12 protein-coding genes and 1 riboswitch are annotated in these 22,272 nt (G+C 61.3%); of the genes, 2 read left to right on the plus strand and 10 right to left on the minus strand.

Translation table 11 applies throughout. The features are described 5' to 3' along the window. Position 1 precedes the first annotated feature (1 nt). The 3 genes from BXA01_RS08725 to ltaE all read right to left on the minus strand — a co-directional run bounded on the left by BXA01_RS08725 (position 2) and on the right by ltaE (position 5,100). Positions 2-1,243 carry an aspartate kinase gene (locus tag BXA01_RS08725; protein WP_016773595.1) on the minus strand — a complete coding sequence of 414 codons (1,242 nt, stop codon included), beginning with the start codon at positions 1,241-1,243 and terminating at the stop codon, positions 2-4. Positions 1,244-1,333: 90 nt separating this feature from the next. After that, positions 1,334-3,949, minus strand: coding sequence for an alanine--tRNA ligase (gene alaS / locus BXA01_RS08730; protein WP_076563868.1), 2,616 nt, complete (start codon positions 3,947-3,949; stop codon positions 1,334-1,336). A 146-nt stretch (positions 3,950-4,095) separates the two neighbouring features. Continuing rightward, positions 4,096-5,100 carry a low-specificity L-threonine aldolase gene (gene ltaE, locus BXA01_RS08735; RefSeq protein WP_076563869.1) on the minus strand — a complete coding sequence of 335 codons (1,005 nt, stop codon included), beginning with the start codon at positions 5,098-5,100 and terminating at the stop codon, positions 4,096-4,098. A 277-nt stretch (positions 5,101-5,377) separates the two neighbouring features. After that, positions 5,378-5,549: riboswitch (FMN riboswitch) on the plus strand. 103 nt (positions 5,550-5,652) lie between these two features. Between ltaE and BXA01_RS08740 the strand changes: the two genes are divergently transcribed. After that, positions 5,653-6,162, plus strand: a complete 510-nt coding sequence (locus BXA01_RS08740; protein WP_076563870.1) for a 6,7-dimethyl-8-ribityllumazine synthase — start codon at positions 5,653-5,655, stop codon at positions 6,160-6,162. A 126-nt stretch (positions 6,163-6,288) separates the two neighbouring features. On the opposite strand, the gene astE is transcribed toward BXA01_RS08740, so the two are convergent. The 7 genes from astE to BXA01_RS08775 all read right to left on the minus strand — a co-directional run bounded on the left by astE (position 6,289) and on the right by BXA01_RS08775 (position 14,196). Further along, on the minus strand, positions 6,289-7,296 hold the full coding sequence (gene astE, locus BXA01_RS08745; RefSeq protein ID WP_076563871.1) for a succinylglutamate desuccinylase: 1,008 nt from the start codon (positions 7,294-7,296) through the stop codon (positions 6,289-6,291). A 12-nt stretch (positions 7,297-7,308) separates the two neighbouring features. Continuing rightward, the gene (locus BXA01_RS08750; protein WP_016773591.1) at positions 7,309-7,599 is read right to left on the minus strand and encodes a hypothetical protein; all 291 of its coding nucleotides are present in this window, start codon (positions 7,597-7,599) and stop codon (positions 7,309-7,311) included. A 57-nt stretch (positions 7,600-7,656) separates the two neighbouring features. Then, complete coding sequence (gene astB / locus BXA01_RS08755; protein WP_076563872.1) at positions 7,657-9,003, minus strand: N-succinylarginine dihydrolase; 1,347 nt, start codon at positions 9,001-9,003, stop codon at positions 7,657-7,659. A 163-nt stretch (positions 9,004-9,166) separates the two neighbouring features. After that, positions 9,167-10,636, minus strand: coding sequence for a succinylglutamate-semialdehyde dehydrogenase (gene astD, locus BXA01_RS08760; RefSeq protein ID WP_164558284.1), 1,470 nt, complete (start codon positions 10,634-10,636; stop codon positions 9,167-9,169). Then, on the minus strand, positions 10,633-11,658 hold the full coding sequence (gene astA / locus BXA01_RS08765) for an arginine N-succinyltransferase (protein WP_024014014.1): 1,026 nt from the start codon (positions 11,656-11,658) through the stop codon (positions 10,633-10,635). Before astA ends, astD begins: the two co-directional genes overlap by 4 nt. 51 nt (positions 11,659-11,709) lie before the next feature. Beyond that, positions 11,710-12,729, minus strand: a complete 1,020-nt coding sequence (gene aruF, locus BXA01_RS08770; protein WP_024014015.1) for an arginine/ornithine succinyltransferase subunit alpha — start codon at positions 12,727-12,729, stop codon at positions 11,710-11,712. A gap of 246 nt (positions 12,730-12,975) precedes the next feature. Then, on the minus strand, positions 12,976-14,196 hold the full coding sequence (locus tag BXA01_RS08775) for an aspartate aminotransferase family protein (protein WP_016773586.1): 1,221 nt from the start codon (positions 14,194-14,196) through the stop codon (positions 12,976-12,978). A gap of 304 nt (positions 14,197-14,500) precedes the next feature. On the opposite strand from BXA01_RS08775, the gene BXA01_RS08780 reads away from it, so the two are divergent. Next, complete coding sequence (locus BXA01_RS08780; protein WP_076563874.1) at positions 14,501-22,264, plus strand: dermonecrotic toxin domain-containing protein; 7,764 nt, start codon at positions 14,501-14,503, stop codon at positions 22,262-22,264. Positions 22,265-22,272: the final 8 nt, after the last annotated feature.

Consider the following 22,272-nt stretch of genomic DNA (forward strand, 5'->3'; position numbering starts at 1 on the left):
ATTACTCGCCCTGACGGGCCGGAGCATCCAGTTCGAAAGCCGTGTGCAGCGCGCGCACGGCCAGTTCCAGGTACTTCTCTTCGATCACCACGGAAACCTTGATTTCCGAAGTCGAGATCATCTGGATGTTGATGCTTTCTTTCGCCAGGGATTCGAACATGCGGCTGGCCACGCCTGCGTGGGAACGCATGCCGACGCCGACGATCGAGACCTTGGCGATCTTGGTGTCGCCGACTACTTCACGGGCACCGATTTCGCGAGCGGTGTTTTCCAGCACGGTCTGTGCAGCCTGGTAATCGTTGCGGTGCACGGTGAAGGTGAAGTCGGTGGTGTTATCGTGCGCGACGTTCTGCACGATCATGTCGACTTCGATGTTCGCGGCACTGATCGGGCCGAGAATCTTGAACGCCACGCCCGGGGTGTCTGGCACGCCACGGATGGTCAGCTTGGCTTCATCGCGGTTGAAAGCGATGCCGGAAATGATCGGCTGTTCCATGGTTTCCTCTTCATCAATAGTAATGAGGGTGCCCGGACCCTCCTTGAAGCTGTGCAGTACGCGCAGCGGAACGTTGTACTTGCCGGCGAATTCCACCGCACGGATCTGCAGCACCTTGGAGCCGAGGCTGGCCATTTCCAGCATCTCTTCGAAGGTGATCTTGTCCAGACGCTGAGCGACCGGCACCACACGCGGGTCGGTGGTGTAGACACCGTCGACGTCGGTGTAGATCTGGCATTCATCCGCCTTCAAGGCCGCCGCCAGCGCCACGCCCGTGGTATCGGAACCGCCGCGACCGAGGGTGGTGATGTTGCCGTGCTCGTCGACGCCTTGGAAACCGGCGACAACCACCACGCGACCAGCCTTCAGATCACCGCGAATCTTCTGGTCATCAATCTGCAAGATACGCGCTTTATTGTGCGCACTGTCAGTCAGGATCCGCACCTGATTGCCGGTGTACGACACCGCCGGCACACCGCGCTTGATCAGCGCCATGGCCAACAGGGCAATCGTCACCTGCTCACCGGTGGACACGATCACGTCCAGCTCGCGCGGAACCGGTTGCGCCTCGCCACTGATTTGCTTGGCCAGATCGATCAGACGGTTGGTTTCGCCGCTCATTGCAGACAGCACAACCACCAGGTCATCGCCGGCATCGCGGAATTTCTTAACCTTGTCGGCGACCTGCTCGATTCTCTCGACAGTGCCGACCGAGGTGCCTCCAAATTTCTGTACGATCAAAGCCATTTCAAAGCCGCCTCTGCCCATGAAGGGCGCCCAATAATCTTTCGAACAGTCGCCAGGCCCGCCACTAGACTGCGGGCCCGGCGAGCCGTCTTATAAAGCCTGCTCGACGAATGGAACGGTCAGCGCCAGTGCGCCATCCAGCGCAGCGGCATCGACACCACCGCCCTGCGCCATGTCCGGACGACCACCGCCCTTCCCGCCCACTGCCGCAGCAGCCTGTTTCATCAAATCACCGGCTTTGAGTTGGCCAGTCAGGTCCTTGGTTACGCCTGCAACCAGTACGACCTTTTCCTCATGGACACCGCCGAGCAGGATCACTGCGCGGCCGAGTTTGTTTTTCAGCTGATCGACCAGCGCCAGCAGCGCCTTGCCATCCTGACCGTCCAGACGGGCGGCCAAAACCTTCACATCCTTGACGTCCACCGCCGAGGCCGACAGATCGTCGCCCGCCGCGCTGGCTGCCTTGGCCTGCAACTGCTCGAGTTGTTTCTCCAGCAGACGGTTGCGCTCCAGTACCGCCGAGAGCTTGTCGATCAGGTTGTCGCGGCTGCCCTTGACCAGGCTGGCCGCTTCCTTGAGTTGTTCTTCCGCCGCGTTCAAGTAGGCCAGTGCCGCAGCACCGGTGACTGCCTCGATACGACGCACGCCCGATGCCACACCGCCTTCGCTGATGATTTTCAGCAGGCCGATGTCGCCGGTACGGTTGGCGTGGATACCGCCGCACAGTTCAACCGAGAAGTCGCCCATGCTCAGCACGCGCACGCTGTCGCCGTACTTCTCGCCGAACAGCGCCATGGCGCCTTTGTTCTTCGCGGTTTCGATGTCGGTTTCTTCGGTTTCAACGGCGGAGTTCTTGCGAATCTCGGCGTTGACGATGTCTTCCAGCTGCTTGATCTGTTCTGGCTTGATCGCTTCGAAGTGGCTGAAGTCGAAACGCAGACGCTGACTGTCGACCAACGAACCTTTCTGCTGCACATGCTCACCGAGCACCTGACGCAGCGCGGCGTGCAGCAAGTGCGTAGCCGAGTGGTTCAGCGCGGTGGCGTGACGCACTTCGGCGTCGACGTGGGTTTCCACCGGTGCGCCAATGGTCAGACTGCCCGAGGCCAGCACGCCGTGGTGCAGGAATGCGCCGCCGGTCTTGGTGGTGTCGCGCACGTCGAAGCGGCTGCTGCCGGCCTGAATGAAACCGCAGTCGCCGATCTGGCCACCGGATTCGGCGTAGAACGGCGTCTGGTTGAGCACGATCACGCCTTCCTGACCTTCGCTCAGCACGTCGACCGACTGGCCATCCTTATAGATGGCAACGATTTTCGCCGAGCCGCTGGTGGCGGCGTAACCGGTGAACTCGGTGGCCACGTCGACCTTGACCAGGGTGTTGTAGTCCAGACCGAACGAGCTGGCCGAACGCGCGCGAACACGCTGCGCTTCCATCTCGCGCTCGAAGCCGGCTTCGTCGACGGTCAGGCCGCGTTCGCGGGCGATGTCGGCGGTCAGGTCCATCGGGAAACCGTAGGTGTCGTAGAGTTTGAACACCACGTCGCCTGGCACCACGGTGCCTTTGAGTTCGGCCAGATCCTGCTCGAGGATTTTCAAGCCGTGCTCCAGGGTCTTGGAGAACTGCTCTTCTTCAGCCTTGAGCACGCGCTCGATGTTGCTTTGCTGCTTCTTCAGTTCCGGGAAGGCTTCGCCCATCTCGGCGACCAGCGCCGCGACGATCTTGTAGAAGAAGCTGCCGCTGGCGCCAAGCTTGTTGCCGTGACGGCAGGCGCGACGGATGATCCGGCGCAGCACGTAACCGCGACCTTCGTTGGACGGCAGCACGCCGTCGGCGATCAGGAAACCGCAGGAACGGATGTGGTCGGAGACGACTTTGAGCGACGACTGATCGCCGTTTTCGCAGCCGATCGCTTCAGCCGAAGCCTTGAGCAGGTTCTTGAACAGGTCGATGTCGTAGTTGGAGTTGACGTGCTGCATCACCGCACTGATCCGCTCCAGGCCCATGCCGGTGTCCACCGACGGCGCAGGCAACGGATGCAACACGCCATCGGCGGTGCGGTTGAACTGCATGAACACGTTGTTCCAGATTTCGATGTAGCGGTCGCCATCTTCTTCCGGCGAGCCCGGCGGGCCGCCCCAGATGTGCTCGCCGTGATCGTAGAAAATTTCGGTGCACGGGCCGCACGGGCCGGTATCGCCCATGGTCCAGAAGTTGTCGGAAGCGTACGGCGCGCCCTTGTTGTCGCCGATGCGGATCATGCGCTCGGCGGGCACACCGATTTTCTGTGTCCAGATGTCATACGCTTCGTCGTCGGTGGCGTAGACGGTGACCCAGAGCTTTTCCTTCGGCAGCTTGAGCACGCCAGTGAGGAAGGTCCAGGCAAAGGTGATCGCGTCGTGCTTGAAGTAGTCGCCGAAGCTGAAGTTGCCGAGCATTTCGAAGAACGTGTGGTGACGCGCGGTATAACCGACGTTTTCCAAGTCACTGTTCTTGCCGCCGGCGCGCACGCATTTCTGGCTGCTGGTGGCACGGGTATACGCACGTTTTTCCTGGCCCAGGAAGCAGTCCTTGAACTGGTTCATCCCCGCGTTGGTGAACAGCAGGGTTGGGTCGTTGCCCGGAATCAAAGAGCTGGAGGCTACACGGGTGTGGCCTTGCTCTTCGAAGAAGCGAAGGAAGGCTTCACGGATTTCTGCGCTTTTCATTAGGTTCTTCCACGGAGGCTGCGGCCAAAGGCCTGTTCGAAACGTCATGAGACGAAGCGACGGCAAAGGGCCGCATTATATCGGCCCTGCGCGCGGGGTACAGCGTGTTTATACGATAGAAACGGTCAATTGGACGGCTAACGCTGTCACTTGCGTGAAAACTCGACGAATGTCGCGATCACTTGCTCGATTTGCGCGCGGCTGACGTCCATGTGCGTGACCATGCGCAAGCGCGCAGCGGCGCTGAGCCTGATCCCGCGTTCGCCGGCAAAGTCCTTGAGTGCTGCGGCCTTGTCACCCATTTGCACATAAACCATGTTGGTTTGCACAGGTTCGACGACAAAACCGGCCTCACGCAGACCATCGGCAAGTAACTGTGCATTGGCGTGGTCATCCGCCAGCCGCTCGACGTGATGATCCAGCGCGTACAAGCCAGCCGCCGCGAGCAACCCGGCCTGACGCATGCCGCCACCGACCATTTTGCGCAAACGCCGCGCTTTGCCGATCAGTTGATCGGAACCGCACAGCACCGAACCGACCGGTGCGCCGAGGCCTTTGGACAGGCACACCGACACCGAATCGAAATGCTGGGTGATCTCGCGGGCGTCGACGCCAAGCTTGACCGCCGCGTTGTACAGCCGCGCGCCGTCCAGGTGCAATTGCAGGCCGTGTTCCTGAGTAAAGCGTCGCGCGCGCGCCAGATATTCCAGCGGCAGCACTTTGCCCTGCATGGTGTTTTCCAGCGCCAGCAAACGCGTGCGGGCGAAATGGAAATCGTCCGGTTTGATCGCGGCGGCGACCTGATCCAGATCCAGTGAACCGTCGGCCTGCACCTCCAGCGGCTGCGGCTGAATCGAGCCGAGCACCGCCGCCCCGCCACCTTCGTACTTATAGGTGTGCGCCTGCTGACCGACGATGTATTCGTCGCCACGCTCGCAGTGCGCCATCAGGCCGAGCAGGTTGCTCATGGTCCCGGTCGGCACGAACAACGCGGCGGCAAAGCCCAGGCGCTTGGCCAGTTCGGCCTCGAGGCGATTGACCGTCGGATCTTCGCCGTACACATCGTCGCCGGTGTCCGCTGCGGTCATCGCGTCGAGCATGGCGGGAGTCGGTTGGGTGACGGTGTCGCTGCGAAGATCGATAACGCTCATGAACCTGGCCTCTGGTCAGATGGGGAAATCCCTTTGTGAAGTGGGATTACTGCGGTCATCGCACAGATTAATCAACCCTTGAACGAGGAAAAATCCCATTCTTCCTCGAGCAGACAAAGCCCATGTGGGAGCGAGCCTGCTCGCGAAAGCAAAGTAACAGGCAGCATATTCGTTGAATGTGAAGCCGCTTTCGCGAGCAGGCTCGCTCCCACAGTGTCATGTGCATGGCCGGGAAATATGTGTTACAAACTTGCCGCCGCCCGCCTATGGGCGGCACAAACGTTCTCAGGGCGGGGTGCAATTCCCCACCGGCGGTAATTGCGCGCAACGCGCATAGCCCGCGAGCGCTTGGCGTTGCACACGACTTGAGTCGGGTGCGTCGGCAAGGTCAGCAGACCCGGTGTGATCCCGGGGCCGACGGTCATAGTCCGGATGAAGAGAGAACGGGATCGACGCCAAAGGGCCGTCCGCGTGCACTCGTGCCTGCGCTCGCACCCTTGCATCCCTTTCGATTCATAACGCCCTGTTTTTCACACAAACAGGAGTCAGAACATGCAACCCACCGCTATCGACAGCAAAAGCAAACACCCACAGGGCGAGCGCGTCGCGTTCATCCAGGCCTGCTGGCACAAGGAAATCGTCGACCAGAGCCGTAAAGGCTTCGTCGCTGAAATGCTGGTGCAGGGTTATCAGGAATCGGACATCGATTTCTTCGAAGTCGGCGGCGCTTTTGAGATGCCGCTGCACGCCAAGCTGCTGGCCAAGTCCGGCCGTTACGCCGGCATCGTCGCCGCCGCCCTGGTGGTGGACGGCGGCATTTACCGTCACGAGTTCGTTGCGCAATCGGTGGTCAGCGGCCTGATGCAGGTGCAGCTGGAAACCGAAGTGCCGGTGTTCTCGGTATCACTGACCCCGCATCACTTCCATTCCGGCGAAGAGCATCAGAAGTTCTTCTTCGAGCACTTTGTGCACAAGGGTCAGGAAGCAGCGCGGACTTGCGCGGATACGCTGCAGAAAGTTCGTGCGCTGCGTCGAACCGAGCCGCGCGCTGTAGCGGTCTGATTCTTACATGATCGTTCCCACGCTCTGCGTGGGAATGCCTCAATGGACGCTCTGCGTCCGCTGTTGGGACGCGGAGCGTCCCGGGCTGCATTCCCACGCGGAGCGTGGGAACGATCACAACCTGGGTCAGGCGAGGTTTTCGTCGGTGGTCGGGACGATCAGGATGCCGGCGCGCAGGCCGTTCTTGACCTTGGGGTTGGGGAAGATGATCCGCGCGCCCTGCTCTTCGATCACCCAGCGGGTACTGGCCAGATCCTCGGCCAGCACATAACCCGGCTCCAGCTCGGAAAAGTTTTCGATGTCCGCCGGCAGGTTCAGGCGGAACGCATCGCTGTGCTTGATGATTTCCCGCGCCACGCTGAACAGCTGCAAGCCATCCAGCCCTTCTTCTGTCTCCGGCTCAGCGCCTTCGATGATCTGCTTCAGGCGGGTTTCCAGCAGTGAGACGTTGACGCCATCGTTCTGCCCGAACGGCCGCGCCTTGCCCAGTTCCAGAGTGAAAGCTTCGGCGTCGAGTTTGTCGTAGGTGTACGAACTGAACACGATGGATGGTTTGTTCTGCAGCAGCACCGCCTCCATGCCGGCCGAGCGCAGGCGCGCCAGTTCGCGACGGGAATGCTGGCGCCCTTCCTTCCACGGGTACAAGGCGAACTGTTCGATCTTCGACCCGCGAATCGCGGTGTGCAGGTCGTAGTGCAGACGCTCGCGCTCGGGTTTGCTGAAGAAACTCGCCGCCAGCCGTTCCAGCTCACAGGCGCGCAACGCTTCCGAGCCGCTGCTTTGTTCGTGGCGACCGTTGAACAGCCGATTGACATCCTGCTCGACGAAACGCTCGCCCTTGCGAATCGCTTCCGGGTTGCCGAACAGGAACAGAATGCGTGCGCGCGGCTTGAGATCGCCGCGTGCGATGTCGTGCAGCAGCCGATCAAGCAACTCGATCGGTGCCGTTTCGTTGCCATGGATGCCTGCCGACAGCAGCAGGTCCAGGCCATTGTCGCGCGCTTCCGGGGGCCGCACTTCCAGCGCCCCTTCGCTCAACCAGCGCATGCGCACGCCTTCGACAGTCAGTTGAGTCTTCTCCGCCGGTTCGCGGCCGGCGAGGGTCAGTTCAAGCAGTTTGCCGAGGGCGAGCATAGAGCGGTTTCCTTAGTGGTCGTGGTTGCAATCCGGGCCGTGTACGTGATCCTCGTCAGCGCCGAGGTCAGCCGGTTCCATTTCCAGTTGCAGACTTACCAGATTAGTCGCCAATGGGCGCAGCAGCAGGTTGGCGTACTCTTCGTCACCTTCCTCGACGTCCACGCCGATCAGCAGCTGGCCACGGCCGTCCTGCTGGATCCACAGCTCTTTGCCTTGCCACATGACCGCCACGCGGGTGCACGAGGTTTGCAATTGCGTGCCGTCGGTGTCTTCAAGGATCAGCTGCAGGGAATCGCTCATGTTTTTACTCTCTTGGGGTGACACGCCGCGCGCCGCGTTCAGGCAGCGCGCTGGCGATCAATTGATCTGGAAGGGATAAACCGCGCCCAGTTTAAGGATTTGCGTCAGTTCATCCAGTGCCGTCCGGCATTCAAGCAGCAACTGCGGGTCCGCCAGATCGGTTTCGCTCAGGCGGTCGCGGTAGTGCTTTTCAACCCATGCGGTCAACGAACCGTACAACGGGGCCGTCATGATAACGCCTGGGTTGACCGCCGCCAGTTCGGTTTCATTCAGTGCCACGCGCAGACGCAGGCACGCTGGGCCACCGCCGTTCTGCATGCTTTGCTTGAGATCGAAGACCTTCACTTCGCGGATCAGCCCGCCGGAGCTGGTCAGGCTTTGCAGATAAGCCCAGACGCGTTCGTTGGCCTGGCATTCCTGCGGCACGATCAACAGCATCGAACCATCAGGACGCGAGAGCAATTGGCTGTTGAACAGGTAGGAACGCACCGCGTCATCCACGGTGACTGCCGAACGCGGCACGCAAACGGACTGGAAGTTACCGCCGACCTTGGCCAGTTTGCCTTGCAGTTCGGCGAGCATCTTGTCGGTCTCGAGGAACGCGTCCTCGTGATAAAACAGCACTTCACCGTTGCCCACGGCGATCACGTCGTTGTGGAACACACCCTGATCGATGACGTTGGGATTCTGCTGCGCGTAGACCACGCCTTCGTCACGCAGACCGTGCAGACGCGCGACGGCTTGCGAGGCTTCGAGGGTCTGGCGTGCAGGGTATTTCTGCGGCGCCGGGAAGCGGTTGTCGAACGCACTGCGGCCGAACACGAAAAACTCGACGCCCGCCTCGCCGTACTCACGGCAGAAACGCGTGTGGTTGGCCGCGCCTTCGTCGCCGAACTGCACAACCGCCGGCAATGCGGCGTGATGGGCGAAGTGCTGTTGATTGGCGAACATCGCGCCGAGCACGCGGCTGGTGGTCGGGTGTTCGATGCTGCGGTGATATTTGCAATTGAGGTTGGCGGCGGTGAAGTGCACGCGGCCGTCAGCGGTGTCGGCACTCGGGCTGACCGTGGCGGCGTTGGCCACCCACATGCTCGACGCCGAGCAACTGGCGACCAGCAGCGGCATCGCTTCCTTGGCGGCGCGCTCGATCACCTGCGCGTCAGTGCCGCTGAAGCCCAGCCGACGCAGCGCCGCCACATCAGGACGCTCCTGCGGAGCCAGCACGCCTTGCTGAAAGCCCATGTCCATCAGCGCTTTCATTTTTGCCAGACCTTGCAGCGCTGCTTCCTTCGGATTCGAGGATTGCTGACTGTTGCTCTGCGAGGCGACGTTGCCGTAGGACAGACCACCGTAGTTATGGGTCGGCCCCACTAGACCGTCAAAATTGACTTCATAGGATTTCATCAGCGAGGCTCCACGAGAATCTGTTGTTATAGGCTTCAGTAACTATTCTTTAAGACCGCAGTGCGGCCATCGCTGGCAAGCCAGCTCCCACATTGACCGCGTCGTACACAAAATGTGTGGACGTCTCTGACCCTGTGGGAGCTGGCTTGCCAGCGAAGTGGCGCTACGCCATTTTCACGCCGGGTGTCAGCGAGGCAGGCAACACCAGGCTCGGGGTTTCCAGCGACGCCACCGGGTATGCGCAGTAGTCCGCTGCGTAATAGGCGCTGGCGCGGTGGTTGCCCGAGGCGCCGACGCCGCCGAATGGCGCGCTGCTCGCGGCACCAGTCAGCTGTTTGTTCCAGTTGACGATGCCGGCGCGGCTTTCCAGCCAGAACTGCTGGTAACGCGCTTCGGAATCGGAGAGCAAACCGGCGGCCAGTCCATAAGCGGTGTTGTTGGCTTCAGTGATCGCGGCGCCGAAATCGGCATAGCGGATCACTTGCAGCAGCGGCCCGAACAGTTCTTCGTCCGGACGCTCGGCCACGGCCGTCACATCGACAATGCCCGGAGTCAGCAAGGCCGATTGCGCTTGCGGCTGAGTCATTTCCAACAGCGCCACCGCGCCGTTGGCCAGCAGTTGTTCCTGCGCATCCATCAGCGCTTTCGCCGCGCCGAGGGAAATCACCGAGCCCATGAACGGTGCCGGTTGCTGATCGAACGCACCGACTTCAATGGTCGAACTGACTTCCACCAGACGCTTGAGCAGGCTGTCGCCCCACGCGCCTTGCGGCACCAGCAGACGCCGGGCGCAGGTGCAGCGCTGGCCGGCGGAAATGAACGCCGACTGAATGATGGTGTACACCGCCGCGTCCAGATCAGCGACCTGATCGACCACCAGTGGGTTGTTGCCGCCCATTTCCAGGGCGAGGATCTTGTCCGGACGCCCGGCGAATTGCTGGTGCAGGTGATTGCCGGTGCGGCTTGAACCGGTGAAGAACAGACCGTCGATACCCGGGTTCGCCGCCAGAGCGATACCGGTTTCCCGCGCGCCTTGCAGCAGGTTCAACACGCCTGCCGGCAGACCGGCTTCGATCCAGCACTTGACCGTCAGCTCGGCGACTTTCGGCGTCAGTTCGCTGGGCTTGAACAGCACGCTGTTACCGGCCAGCAGCGCCGGGACGATATGACCGTTAGGCAGGTGACCGGGGAAGTTGTAAGGACCAAACACCGCGACCACGCCGTGGGGCTTGTGGCGCAACACGGCGGTGGCGTCGCCCAATGGGCCGCTCTTCTCGCCGGTGCGCTCGCGGTAGCTCTGCACTGAAATCGCGATCTTGTTGACCATGCTGGTGACTTCGGTCGCAGCTTCCCACAGCGGTTTGCCGGTTTCCTCGCCGATGGTGCGAGCCAGTTCGTCAGCGTGGTTTTTCAACGCAGCGGCGAAAGCTTCGAGGACGCTGATGCGCTCCTCGAGGGTGCGACGTGCCCACTGAGGAAATGCCTGGCGAGCAGCCTGAACCGCCGATTCGACCTGCGCGGCAGTGGCGCCCTCGCCCGCCCACAGCACTTGCTGGGTCACCGGGTTCAAAGATTGAAAGGCTTCGCCCTGACCGGCCAGCCACTCACCTGCGATGTATAGCGAATTCATTATTTCGACTCCCGTGCAGCGGACAACGCCACGGCGCGAACCTGATCGCCGGCGCTGAGTTGAAGACGTTTCGCGGTCTGCGGATCGACCACCAGGGTGCCCGCAGCCAGTCGCGCTGGTGCAGCCGTGATGCGGCAATCCTCGCGCTTGCGGTTGTGGATGATGAACGGCGTGGCGTCATCGCCCGGCGTGCCGACGGCCAGCACCAGCGCTTCGCTGTCACGCACCGCGCGGATCTTGCTGGTTTCGCATTCGATGGCCGGCCCGGCGTCGAAGATGTCGACGTAACCCTGATAGCTGAAGCCTTCGCTCTTGAGCATGGCCAGTGCCGGCTCGGTGTCCGGGTGCACCTGGCCGATGACGTTGCGCGCGTCCGGCGAAAGGAAGCAGGTGTACAGCGGGAATTTCGGCATCAGTTCGGCGATGAACGCCTTGTTGCCGACGCCGGTCAGGTAATCGGCCTGGCTGAATTCCATCTTGAAGAAATGGCGGCCGAGGCTTTCCCAGAACGGCGAGCGCCCGGCGTCATCGGACACGCCACGCATTTCGGCGATGATCTTGTTGCCGAACAGCTCCGGGAACTCAGCGATGAACAGCATGCGCGCCTTGGACAGCATCCGGCCGTTGAGACCGTTGCGGTAATCGGCGTGCAGGAACAGCGAGCACAGCTCGGAATTGCCGGTCAGGTCGTTGGCCAGAAACAGCGTCGGGATTTCGCGGTAAATGTTCAGCTCTTGCGAAGCGCTGACCGTCAGACCGACGCGGAAGTTGTACCAGGGCTCACGCAGGCCGACCGCACCGGCGATGGCGGAAATCCCCACCACGCGGCCGTCATCGTCTTCGAGCACGAACAGATAGTCGGCATCGCCACGCCCGGCTTCGCCGCGAAAGGTCTTCTCGGCCCAGCCGACCCGGTGGGTCAGGCGCTCTTCGTTGGCCGGCAAGGTAGTCAGGCCGGTGCCGGTGCTGCGGGCCAGGTCGATCAGCGCGGATAAATCGCTGCTGCGTACGGGACGAACAATCATGCTATCTCCTCAAACGGGCCGCTCGCGCCACCCGTGAAACTCGCTAAGGCGTTAAACCGCCACCAGGCGCACGCTGGCACCTTCACCGACGCCCAGGGCTTCGGCTGCTTCCATATCCAGCGTCACCGGTTTGCCCGGCGCGTAATCCAGCTCCAGCAACACCGCGCGGTAATCCTGCAACTGCGCATTGGCCACCAGATACTGACGCCCGGCACCTTTCACTGGCTCGCCGATCTTCACCGGCACCACGCGGCTCTGGGCGATCGAACGGATCCCGGAAACCCGCGCATGCAGGGTCGGGCCGCCGTCGAAGATGTCGATGTAGTGATCGGTTTCGAAGCCTTCGCGCATCAGGATGTCGAAGGTGATCTGCGCACGCGGGTGCACCTGGCCCATCGCCTCTTGGGCGGAGTCCGGCAGCAGCGGCACATAGATCGGGTAATGCGGCATCAGCTCGGCGAGGAAGGTGCGGCTTTTCAGCCCGCACAGGCGCTCGGCCTCGGCGTAGTTGAGGTCGAAGAAATTACGCCCGATCGCATCCCAGAACGGCGAGTCGCCATTTTCGTCGCTGTAACCGACGATCTCGGTCACCACCGAATCGGCAAAACGCTCCGGGTGGCTGGCGACGAACAGCAGACGACCTCGGGAATTGAGCTCGGCCCACGGCGATCCGACCAGCTCGCGCTGCACATAGAAACTGGTCAGCAGGCTGTTGCCAGTCAGGTCGTGGCACTGCGAGAGCACGTGGATCTTGTTGTGGATCTTCAGCTCGCGGGAGGCGTGGACGAAAGTCTCGTTGCGGAAGCTGTAGAACGGCTCGGAGTAACCGGCCGAAGCGACAATGGCCGAGCAACCGACCAGTTTGCCGGTGCTCGAGTCTTCAAGGACAAAGAAGTAACTCTCTTCACCGTTGAAGCTCACTTCGGCGGCGAACGAAGCTTCGCTCGCGGCAATCTTGTCGCTCAGACGTTCCACGTCATCCGGCAAGGAAGTGACACCAATCGGGCTGTCCGCAGCCAGACGCTGTACCTCGCCCAGATCAGCCATTTGCGCGGGGCGCATCACCAGCATGGTGTCACTCCTTTCTCTTCAATATTCACAGAAAAAACCGGGCCCACATAAAGATCGATGCAGGAATGGGACTTGTGGCGAGGGGATTTATCCCCACTGGGGGGCGAAGCACCCCCAAAAATCTCGGGCCGCTGCGCAGCCCATCGGGGATAAATCCCCTCACCACAGGTTCAATCCAACAGGTGAATGTGCCCGGTATCAAAAATTGGTTCGGCGCCGGAAAAACTCCAGGCGCCGAAAGGTCCATCAGGCTTGCGTCAACTTCGCGGCAGCACGTTCGAAGCGGTCGAGACCGGCATCGATATCGGCGTCTTCCACCACCAGGCTCGGGGCGAAACGGATCACGTCCGGGCCAGCCTGAAGAATCATCAGGCCTTCCTGTTCGGCGGCGTTGAAGATGTCCTTGGCCTTGCCTTTCCACGCTTCGCTCAGCACGCAACCGATCAGCAGACCGAGACCACGCACTTGGGTGAACAAGCCGTATTTCTCGCCGATCTGTTGCAGGCGGGTCTTGAACTTGTCGTGCTTGGCGTTCACGCCGTTCAGCACTTCAGGGGTGTTGACCACGTCGATCACCGCTTCGGCGACGGCGCAGGCCAGCGGGTTGCCGCCGTAAGTGGTGCCGTGGGTGCCGACGACCAGATGTTTGGCCAGCGCTTCGGTGGTCATCATTGCCGCGATCGGGAAACCGCCGCCCAGGCTCTTGGCGCTGGTGAGGATGTCCGGGGTCACGCCGTAATGCTGGTAGGCAAACAGCTTGCCGCTGCGGCCCATGCCGGTCTGCACTTCGTCGAACACCAGCAGCGCGTTGTTCGCGTCGCAGAGTTCGCGGGCACCTTGCAGGTAAGCCAGCTCGGCCGGCAGCACGCCGCCCTCGCCCTGGATCGGCTCAAGCACCACCGCGCAGGTCTTCTCGGACACTGCGGCTTTCAGTGCGGCCAGATCGTTGTAGGGAACGTGGGTGATGCCAGTGATTTTCGGGCCGAAGCCGTCGGAGTATTTCGACTGACCACCGACGTTGACCGTGAACAGGGTACGGCCGTGGAAGCTGTTCAGCGCGGCGATGATTTCGTATTTCTCGGTGCCGAAACGGTCGAATGCGACGCGACGGGCCAGCTTGAACGCGGCCTCGTTGGCTTCGGCGCCGGAGTTGCAGAAGAACACGCGCTCGGCAAACGTGGCGTCGATCAGCTTGTGCGCCAGACGCAGGGCCGGTTCGTTGGTGAACACGTTGGACACGTGCCACAGCTTGTTCGCCTGTTCGGTCAACGCGCCGACCAGCGCCGGATGCGCATGGCCCAAAACGTTGACGGCAATCCCGCCGGCGAAGTCGATCAGCTCGCGGCCGGCCTGATCCCAGACCCGGGAACCGGCGCCACGCACCGGAATGAAAGCGGCAGGCGCGTAGTTGGGAACCATTACCTGGTCGAAATCGGCGCGTTGTACCGCAGCGTGCTCAACGGACATCGGAGTCTCCTGAAGAGGAACACCCGCCTGGAACTGGCGAGCGATGAGGGGATTGTAAGGACAGTTGGGTGCCCGGCCTTGTCGCCAAGCGACAACTTCTTATAGCGCAAACCCCGGATTTTCCCGGGTTTACGGCAATGCGACATATAGCGTCGCAAAGGCGCAGTTTACCGGGCGCGGCCGATTTGCGGCAGGCCGCGCAGGATACCAAGTCAGCCCCCACGGCAGAGACATAAATATCTACCGCACGGTGGTCGCTTGCTGCTGATTTGCTGAGGGTTCTTCCCAACGCCAAGGAATGGCCATGCATTTGTCTGAAGCACCCCCATCGGCAACCCCGGACGCCGTACATGACGCGCAACATGCGGACGAACATTACCAACTACTGAAAAACGCGATTCCGGCCTGGCTGGGCGACACCTCAGCCACGCGGCGCGAAGCGCTGAAGAACAGCGTCCCGCAACAACCGGCCGCGCTCAAGAACGCGCCAGCCGAACAGCACGCGCTGATGAAAAGCCTTGGGGCGGCGCATATCAGCGCCCAGAGCCGGGTCGATAAAAGCCTGGAGCACTTGCAGGACGCTGCGGCCTTCGCCGAGCCCCTGCTCAAGGCCGAGCTGAAAAGCTGCTTCGATCTGGAACTGGATGTCAGAAACACCTACGTGCGCCTGTACATTCCCGCCACCACCCCGTGGTTTCCGATCCGCACCGGCGCCCGCGCCTGGTCCGTGTCACTGCTCGAGGCGGCACTGCATAACTTCGAAGACAGGGAAACCGAAGACGACGCCTTCGAAGCCGAGTCGACATTCACTAGCGCACCTTCGGCTACAGGACAGTTTGAAACCCTGCCCGACATCAAGGCCAGACTGAGCATTCCCGCATTCACAAAACTGTGCCGTCGACTGGATATCGGTGCGAAATACAAAGCCAGTCTGGAAGACAATCTGGGCTACTCCGATCCAATGGTCGCGTCGGTATTGCGCGGCAAGCTCGACGCCAGCCAGAAGGCCGCGATGAAATCGGCCCTGCAATGGGCGCGGATGAACCGCGACGTGTCGGAAAACGCGGTACGCCTGATCGAGGCCATGCTCGACGGTGTGAAAGGCCTGCATGTGCACGGCGCCCCGCTGCTGTGTCATGACATGACGATGCTTTGCGCACCGCTGACCGGCATCGTGGTATTCGCCCAGGACCTGTACATGACACGCAATGCAGCGCGCGTCGTCGCCTACGTCCCGGATGACCCCGAACATCCGTTCAAGGAGTACGCCTCGCCACTGGAAATGGTTGTGGAACTGACGCGCCAGTTGCGCTCCAGGGACTATCAGCAGTTCTTCAGCCGCTTCGTCAATCACGACCAGCGCGGCTTTTTCTTCAGCACCCTCAACAGCCGGCTCAGTGAAATCCGCTGGCATCCGCACGAACCCGGCGACCCGCTGCCGGCGTGGCGAGAAGCCCCGGTGGAGCGGCCCGATCTGCAGACCGCGCTGACGCCGTTTTACGACGATGTCTGGCAACACCTGTACCAGGCAAAACTGAACAAGATCTTCAATGACGCCCGAACCATTGCCGTACCGACTGCGCTGGTTGATCAAAGGGCGCGCTGGGCGTTCTGGGATTCGCTGGTCAACATCCTCTCTTCCATCGCCCAGACCGCGGCGATGATCGTCGCGCCGTTCGTGCCGGTGCTCGGTGAAGCGATGATGGCGTACATGGCCTATCAGATGCTCGATGAAGTATTCGAAGGCATTGTCGAGTGGGCGCAGGGGCGCACGACCGAAGCGGTCGAACACCTGATGGGCACCGTGGAATCGATGATCCAGTTGGGCATGTTCGCCGTCGGCGGTGCGATTGGCGCGGCCGAGTTTCGCAAGGTATTGCCCAAGGAAATCGTGGCGTTCATCGACCGCTTCAAACCGGTACAACTGGCCAATGGCGACACCCGCTACTGGCAACCGGATCTCGAACGCTACAAACATCCGCAGCGCCCGAGTGCCGATTCGCAACCCGATGCACTGGGTCTGCATACCCATGAAGACAAGCGCCTGTTGCCACTGGAGGATGCGCACTTTGCAGTCACCGAAAGCCAGGTGCCGGGGCAGTACCGCATCGAACATCCGAGTCGCCCCGACGCATACCAACCGGCGCTGCGCCACAATGGCGAAGGTGCCTGGCACACTGAACTGGAGCAACCGCTGGAATGGGATGGCGCAACCGCGCTGCGCCGTATCGGCCCTGCGGTCGAGAGCTTGTCCGCGAGCGAGCGCGAAACCGTCCTGCAGATCAGCGGAACCAGCGAAGACGCGTTGCGCAAAATGCATGTCGAGCAGGAAAAGGTCCCGCCGCTGCTGGCCGACAGCATCCAGCGCTTCAAGATTGATCAGCAGTTGCAACGCTTCATCGACCAGCTCGACAGCGCTGACGCTGAAGTTTTTTTGCGCGCCGACCCGGTCACGCAGCTGCAGGTGCTCAGCGAATACGGCCGCTGGCCAGACGACCAGTGCCTGCGCCTGCTCGATCGCCAAGGCGAGCCATTGTGGCAATCGTCCACAGACGCAAGCCTGCCCGTGACCGAACTGCGCCAGGGCGAACTGGTCGGTGGCGACGTGCTCAAAGCGCTGCTCCACGTCCTCGACGAGACGCAGATCAAAAACTTGCTGGACGAGCCCTTCGCCGGACCGACGCCGTCCATCGAGGTCCGCAGCCAGAACCTGCGCAAGCAAGTGGCCGACCTCGCCAGACGCAACACCAGCGCGCTGTTCGAGTCGCGCTATCAAGCCCTTCAGCACCTCGACGACCCGTTGGCCGCTCGACTCAAGACCCACCCTCCGCAATTGCCGGCCAGCATTACCCGCGAACTGCTCGATACCGCGACCGGCAGCGAACTGCTGCAGATCAGCGAAGGACAATTGCCCCCGCGCCAGCAGGCGCTCATGCAGATGGCCAGTGACGAGGTGCGCCTTACCCGCGCGTATGAAGGCCTTGAGCTGGCCTCGGTGAGCAATTCCGACTCTGACTCTCTGGCGCTGCACAGCCTCAAACTGCTGCCGGGCTGGAGCGGCGATGTGCGCATCGAAATCCGTGACGGCCGCTACGAAGGCCGGTTACTGGACACGATCGGCCGTGACGATGCGCCCGAATACAAGGTGCTGGTTCGCCGCGACGATGGCCAATACCAACCTTATGACGATCGTGGGCAGCAGCTGCATTCGTTCGCTGATTTCTATTCCAGCCTGTTGTACGCATTGCCCGACAGCGAGCGCCAGAGCCTCGACATGCGGATCGGCCAGGGTCAGGCGCTGAAGGCGGCCATTCGCGAACGCACGCTCGAGCGCAACGAGTGGCGTCAGGTGATTGCCGATACGCCGTCCCGAGCGCCGACTGTCGACACCCTGCGCCTGCTGGGTACCGATGGTTACGCCCATGCTCCGCGTCCGCCACGCCCCGCTTACCAGCCGCACACCTTCGAAGAAGACATCCGGGTGCTCTATCCGCGCATGTCGAACCATGAAATGCGCTTCCTCGCCGAAAGCATGCGCAGAAGTCCCGCAGGCCCGCGCGCCGAAATGCTTCGCTTGCAAAATGACTACCTGCAATTGCAGAACGAACTGCATGTCTGGGCCAACAATCCGCCCACCGTGCACCCGGAAACCGGCACGGCGCTCACCTCGCTGGAGAAGCGCGCCGAAATCCAGAATCGCAGGCTGCTCAGGGAGCAATTGCTCAAAGCCTGGAGACGGGAGCACGTCACGGGTATCAATCACCGGGGCTTTGCCGCCGGATACGCCTTGCGCCTTACACCTGCGGTGATGGGCGACTTGCCCGTGTTGTCAGCAGACTTCAGCCATATCACCTCGCTTGCCATTGATGGCAGCCCGATGACCACATCTGTCGACAGCTTTCTGCAGTCCTTCAGCCAGTTGCAGAATATCGATGCGCGCAACCTCAATCTGTCGAGCCTGCCGCAAGCACTGACTTCGATGCGCTCGCTGCGCGAATTGCGCTTACGCAATTGCCGGATCAGTCTGACGACGGTCACAGAGTCAGTGCTCGCGGCCATGCCGCAGCTCACCCTGCTCGATCTGCAAGGTAACGCGCTGGGCCTGCCTCCGGACCTGCATACACTGCCTTCGTTGCGCTACGTGAACCTGTCGGATACCGGCATTCACACGGTGCCCGACGATCTGCTGGATCATCCGCGCCTGATTTCGGCGCAATTCGATCGCAACCGCATCACGCGGATACCGGACAGTTTTTTCAACCTGGCCAGCTCCCTCAGCGATGGTTATACCTTCGCCGATAACCCGTTGACGGCGGCCTCCCGCGAGCGGGTAAAAGTGTTCTACGAGCACACCGGAAGGCACTTCGGCGTCCGGCCCGTGCAGGAGGATCTGCAACGCACCATCGCCTTGTTTCCATCCCTCGACACGGAAGGCGCAACACAGGTGCTGTACCGATTGCCCGGGCCATTGGCGGAGTGCGGCGCACAGTTGTCCCGCTGGGAAAATGAACTCGGCGTGCTGAATCTCGAACTCAGTCAATGGATCAACCAGGCCACCGTGACCGCCTCTGAGGCGGGGGAGCGTCTGCCTCTCGAGGCACAGGCCCGCGAACTGGAGGCCCGGCGATCCTTTGCGCAACAGATCGAGCAATTCTGGCGCAGCCCGCCCCTGTACCCGCGCCTTGAAGAACTCAGGGCAACGGCGACGTTCAGTGGGGATATGCCGATACTCAGCGCCGGTCTCGAGCGCGTGACGCGGCTGAACCTCACCGGCAACGCCAGTATCACCGACGCCCTGCGCTTCGTGGAGTGCTTCCCCAACCTTGCCAAGCTGAAAATGAACGGCTTCGAACTGGGACCGCTTGCGCTGGGCGAAGCAAAACTGCCTCAACTGAGCGATCTGGAGCTGAAAAATTGTGGCGTGGTCATGACCCCGGAAAACCAGGCTGCGCTGCTGTCACTTGGCAGCCTCGACTCACTGGACCTGAGCGACAATCCGTTGGGTACGTTCCCCGACCTGAATTCGTTGCCCGAATTGATCTATCTCGATCTGTCCAACTGCGGGCTGACCGTCGTTCCCGAAGGACTGGACAGCCATCCGGGGTTGCGAACCGCAGTGCTCGCAGGCAACCGCATCACGCAACTGCCCGAGGCGCTGTTCGACCTCCCCGCCGAGCGCAGTGACGGCATTGACCTTGCCGACAACCCGCTATCGGCCGCCACCCGCGACCAGATCAAAAACTACTACCGCCTCCATCGCAACGACTTCGACGTATTGGCGGCCGAGCCGGACGTGAGCCTCGCCCGGCAGTTGTTTCCAGGTCTGAACAAGCAAGAGGCCAGCGAGATGATTTACGACTTGCCCGGCGACCTGACCGACGGTCGCCAACAGCTCCTTCGCTGGCAAGCAGAACAGCAACAAATGCGCGATGACCTGACCCGCTGGGCCTTGGCAACGCCGTCTGCGCACCCGGTTACCGGTCAGGCCTTAAGCGCAAGCGAGCATCTGGCGCAACGATCCGCTCGCTCGGACTTCAAGCAATTGATAGAGGACTTCTGGGGCGAAAGATCGATGGGCACCGGCAAGCGCGCTCGTTCTTTTGCGGCAGACCTTCAGTTCCTCGGCGAAATGCCGCGCCTGACGGTCAACTTCGATCACGTTACCAGCCTCAAGCTGGCGGGCAACGTGACGATCGCGGGACTGGAGCCGTTCGCTGCCTTGTTCCCGAATCTTCAGATACTGGAACTGAAAGCTTTCACACTCTATGACATCCCTTCATTCGTCAGCCGTCTGCACTATCTCAAAGAGCTCAAACTCAATGACTGCGCGCTGACGCTTACCCCTGCCGGGCAGCAGGTACTCGGCGCGCTGCCCGAGTTGCGGTTGCTCGATCTGAGCCATAACCCACTGACAAACGCGCCAGACCTGACAATCCTGCCCAAGGTGACGAACTTCTCACTCGGCCATAGCGAACTGACGAGCGTGCCGAAGGGCATCGCCGAGCATCCGCTACTGCGAGAGCTCCATCTCAATAACAACCAGATAACCGTGCTGCCCGACGCTGTCTTCAGTTTGCATCCCGAGCGGGCCGACAGCGTCTATCTGAACGACAATCCTCTGTCCATGAATGCCCGCGAGCGCGTCAAGCGCTACTACGCCGCACAAGGGCGCAACTTCCGGATCAAGCCGCCATCGGCTGACATTGCCATGGCGCAGAGACTGTTCCCGCGACTGGGCGAAAACGCTGCGATCAACATGATTTATCGCCTGCCCGGGACATTACAGACCGGCACGGCGCAACTGATCAGATGGGAGGCGGAAATCGCCCGCCTGATCAGTGATCTCAACACATGGAGCGCGCGCTTGCCGGTCAACAACCCTTCGACAGAGCTGCCCTGGACTGCGCCGGAAAGATTTGCAGAACTCGCCGCCAGACAAAGATTCAGCAGCGACCTTGAGAAACTCTGGCGCGGCCGGCAAAACGAAAACTCAGCCCTGCGGTTCAATACTTTCGAAGCCGATGCGACATTCACCGGCGAATTGCCGGAACTGACCGCTGACTTCAGCCACATCACTCATCTCAACCTTCAAGGCAATCCGGGTTTGAACATTCCGGATGGTTTTTTCCGAAGCTTCAGCGGCCTGCGCGGACTGGAACTGCAGGATTTCGCCCTGGGCCGGATACCCCAATCGCTGCCAAGCCTGCCGTTGCTTGAGAGGTTGATGCTGAGCAAGTGCCAGATCACTCTGGATCCTGCCGGACAAGCGATCCTGTCCACGATGACCCGATTGAAATCTCTGGACCTGTATAGCAACCCACTGCAGGTCACGCCCGACCTATCGACACTGCAGAACCTGACGTTCATCGACCTGATCAACACCGGCATCGATAGTCTTCCCGCCGGACTGGAACAGCTGCCGCACCTGGAAGTCGCGTTGCTGAGCGACAACAACATCAGCGAATTGCCGGCGCAACTGACGCAATATGCCGATCGCGGCATTGAACTGGGCGGCAACCCGTTGTCGGTTGCTTCCAGAGAACGGATCAAGGCCGCATTCCAGGCCAAGGCTGACAACTTCGGTGTCTGGGTCCAACAGCAAGACATCGATCTGGCGCAAAGCCTTTATCCATCGCTGTTCGGCTTCGATGCCAACGATCTGGTCTACAAGCTTGCGGGCACGCTGGCCGAAGGACGTGTTGAGCTGATGCGCCGCAAAACGGAGCTCACCAGCCTGCTCGAACGCCTGGATAGCTGGGCCAACGAGTTTCCCGACGATTCTGGCACGCAGATGCCGCTCACGAACGACGCGGCAGCCAGGGAAAGACTCAACCGCCAGCACTTCAGGCAAAACCTCGAAGACGACCTGCGCCGTGCGCCCTCGTTCCTGACAGGGCCAAGGGTCAGCTGCGAGTTGTCGTTTACCGGTGAGCTGCCGCCGCTGACCGCGCGTTTCGACCACATCGAACAATTGAAACTGACCACCACAGCGTCCGCTGCGCCTCGGATCGATCGTCTGCTGGAGCTGTTCCCGAAGCTCAAAGGCATCGACATCCGCAATTATCCGCTGGGCGAGATTCCCGCCCCGATTTTCGCTATGGAAAGGCTGCGCAGCCTGTATCTGCCGGGCTGTGAGATCACGTTGACTGCGCAGACCGCAGAAGCATTCGCAACGCTGAGAAACCTGAGATCGGTGGACCTGAGCGACAATCCGCTCAACATCGCTCCGGATCTGAGTCATTTCCCGCAGATGACCGATGTGCGCCTGGGCAACTGTGCCTTGAGCAAGGTGCCTGACGGCCTGCTCGAACTGCCTCGATTGATGTACGCGGACTTGTCCGGGAACGCGATCACCGAGTTGCCGGGCGAGTTTCCTTCACAGCCCGGCGACGTGCTGACCGAATACGACTTCAGCGACAACCCGCTGACTGCCGAAAGTTTGCAGGGCCTGCAGCGGTATGAGGCGGCGTATCAATTGCGCCTGCTGGCGCAGCAGTCGAGCAACGACACCGCGTATCAGACGATTGAGGACTTCCATGACTTCTCCGGCGGCATGGAAACCGATTGAGGGTCGAT

This window comes from Pseudomonas sp. B10, assembly GCF_900156235.1.
GTDB lineage: Bacteria > Pseudomonadota > Gammaproteobacteria > Pseudomonadales > Pseudomonadaceae > Aquipseudomonas > Aquipseudomonas siliginis.

Coding starts and splice junctions, on each gene's coding strand:
- astB (WP_076563872.1), bottom strand. CDS start 9,003: ATGAAATCCTATGAAGTCAATTTTGACGGTCTAGTGGGGCCGACCCAT.
- BXA01_RS08725 (WP_016773595.1), bottom strand. CDS start 1,243: ATGGCTTTGATCGTACAGAAATTTGGAGGCACCTCGGTCGGCACTGTC.
- BXA01_RS08750 (WP_016773591.1), bottom strand. CDS start 7,599: ATGAGCGATTCCCTGCAGCTGATCCTTGAAGACACCGACGGCACGCAA.
- ltaE (WP_076563869.1), bottom strand. CDS start 5,100: ATGAGCGTTATCGATCTTCGCAGCGACACCGTCACCCAACCGACTCCC.
- astA (WP_024014014.1), bottom strand. CDS start 11,658: ATGATTGTTCGTCCCGTACGCAGCAGCGATTTATCCGCGCTGATCGAC.
- BXA01_RS08740 (WP_076563870.1), top strand. CDS start 5,653: ATGCAACCCACCGCTATCGACAGCAAAAGCAAACACCCACAGGGCGAG.
- BXA01_RS08775 (WP_016773586.1), bottom strand. CDS start 14,196: ATGTCCGTTGAGCACGCTGCGGTACAACGCGCCGATTTCGACCAGGTA.
- alaS (WP_076563868.1), bottom strand. CDS start 3,949: ATGAAAAGCGCAGAAATCCGTGAAGCCTTCCTTCGCTTCTTCGAAGAG.
- aruF (WP_024014015.1), bottom strand. CDS start 12,729: ATGCTGGTGATGCGCCCCGCGCAAATGGCTGATCTGGGCGAGGTACAG.
- astE (WP_076563871.1), bottom strand. CDS start 7,296: ATGCTCGCCCTCGGCAAACTGCTTGAACTGACCCTCGCCGGCCGCGAA.
- BXA01_RS08780 (WP_076563874.1), top strand. CDS start 14,501: ATGCATTTGTCTGAAGCACCCCCATCGGCAACCCCGGACGCCGTACAT.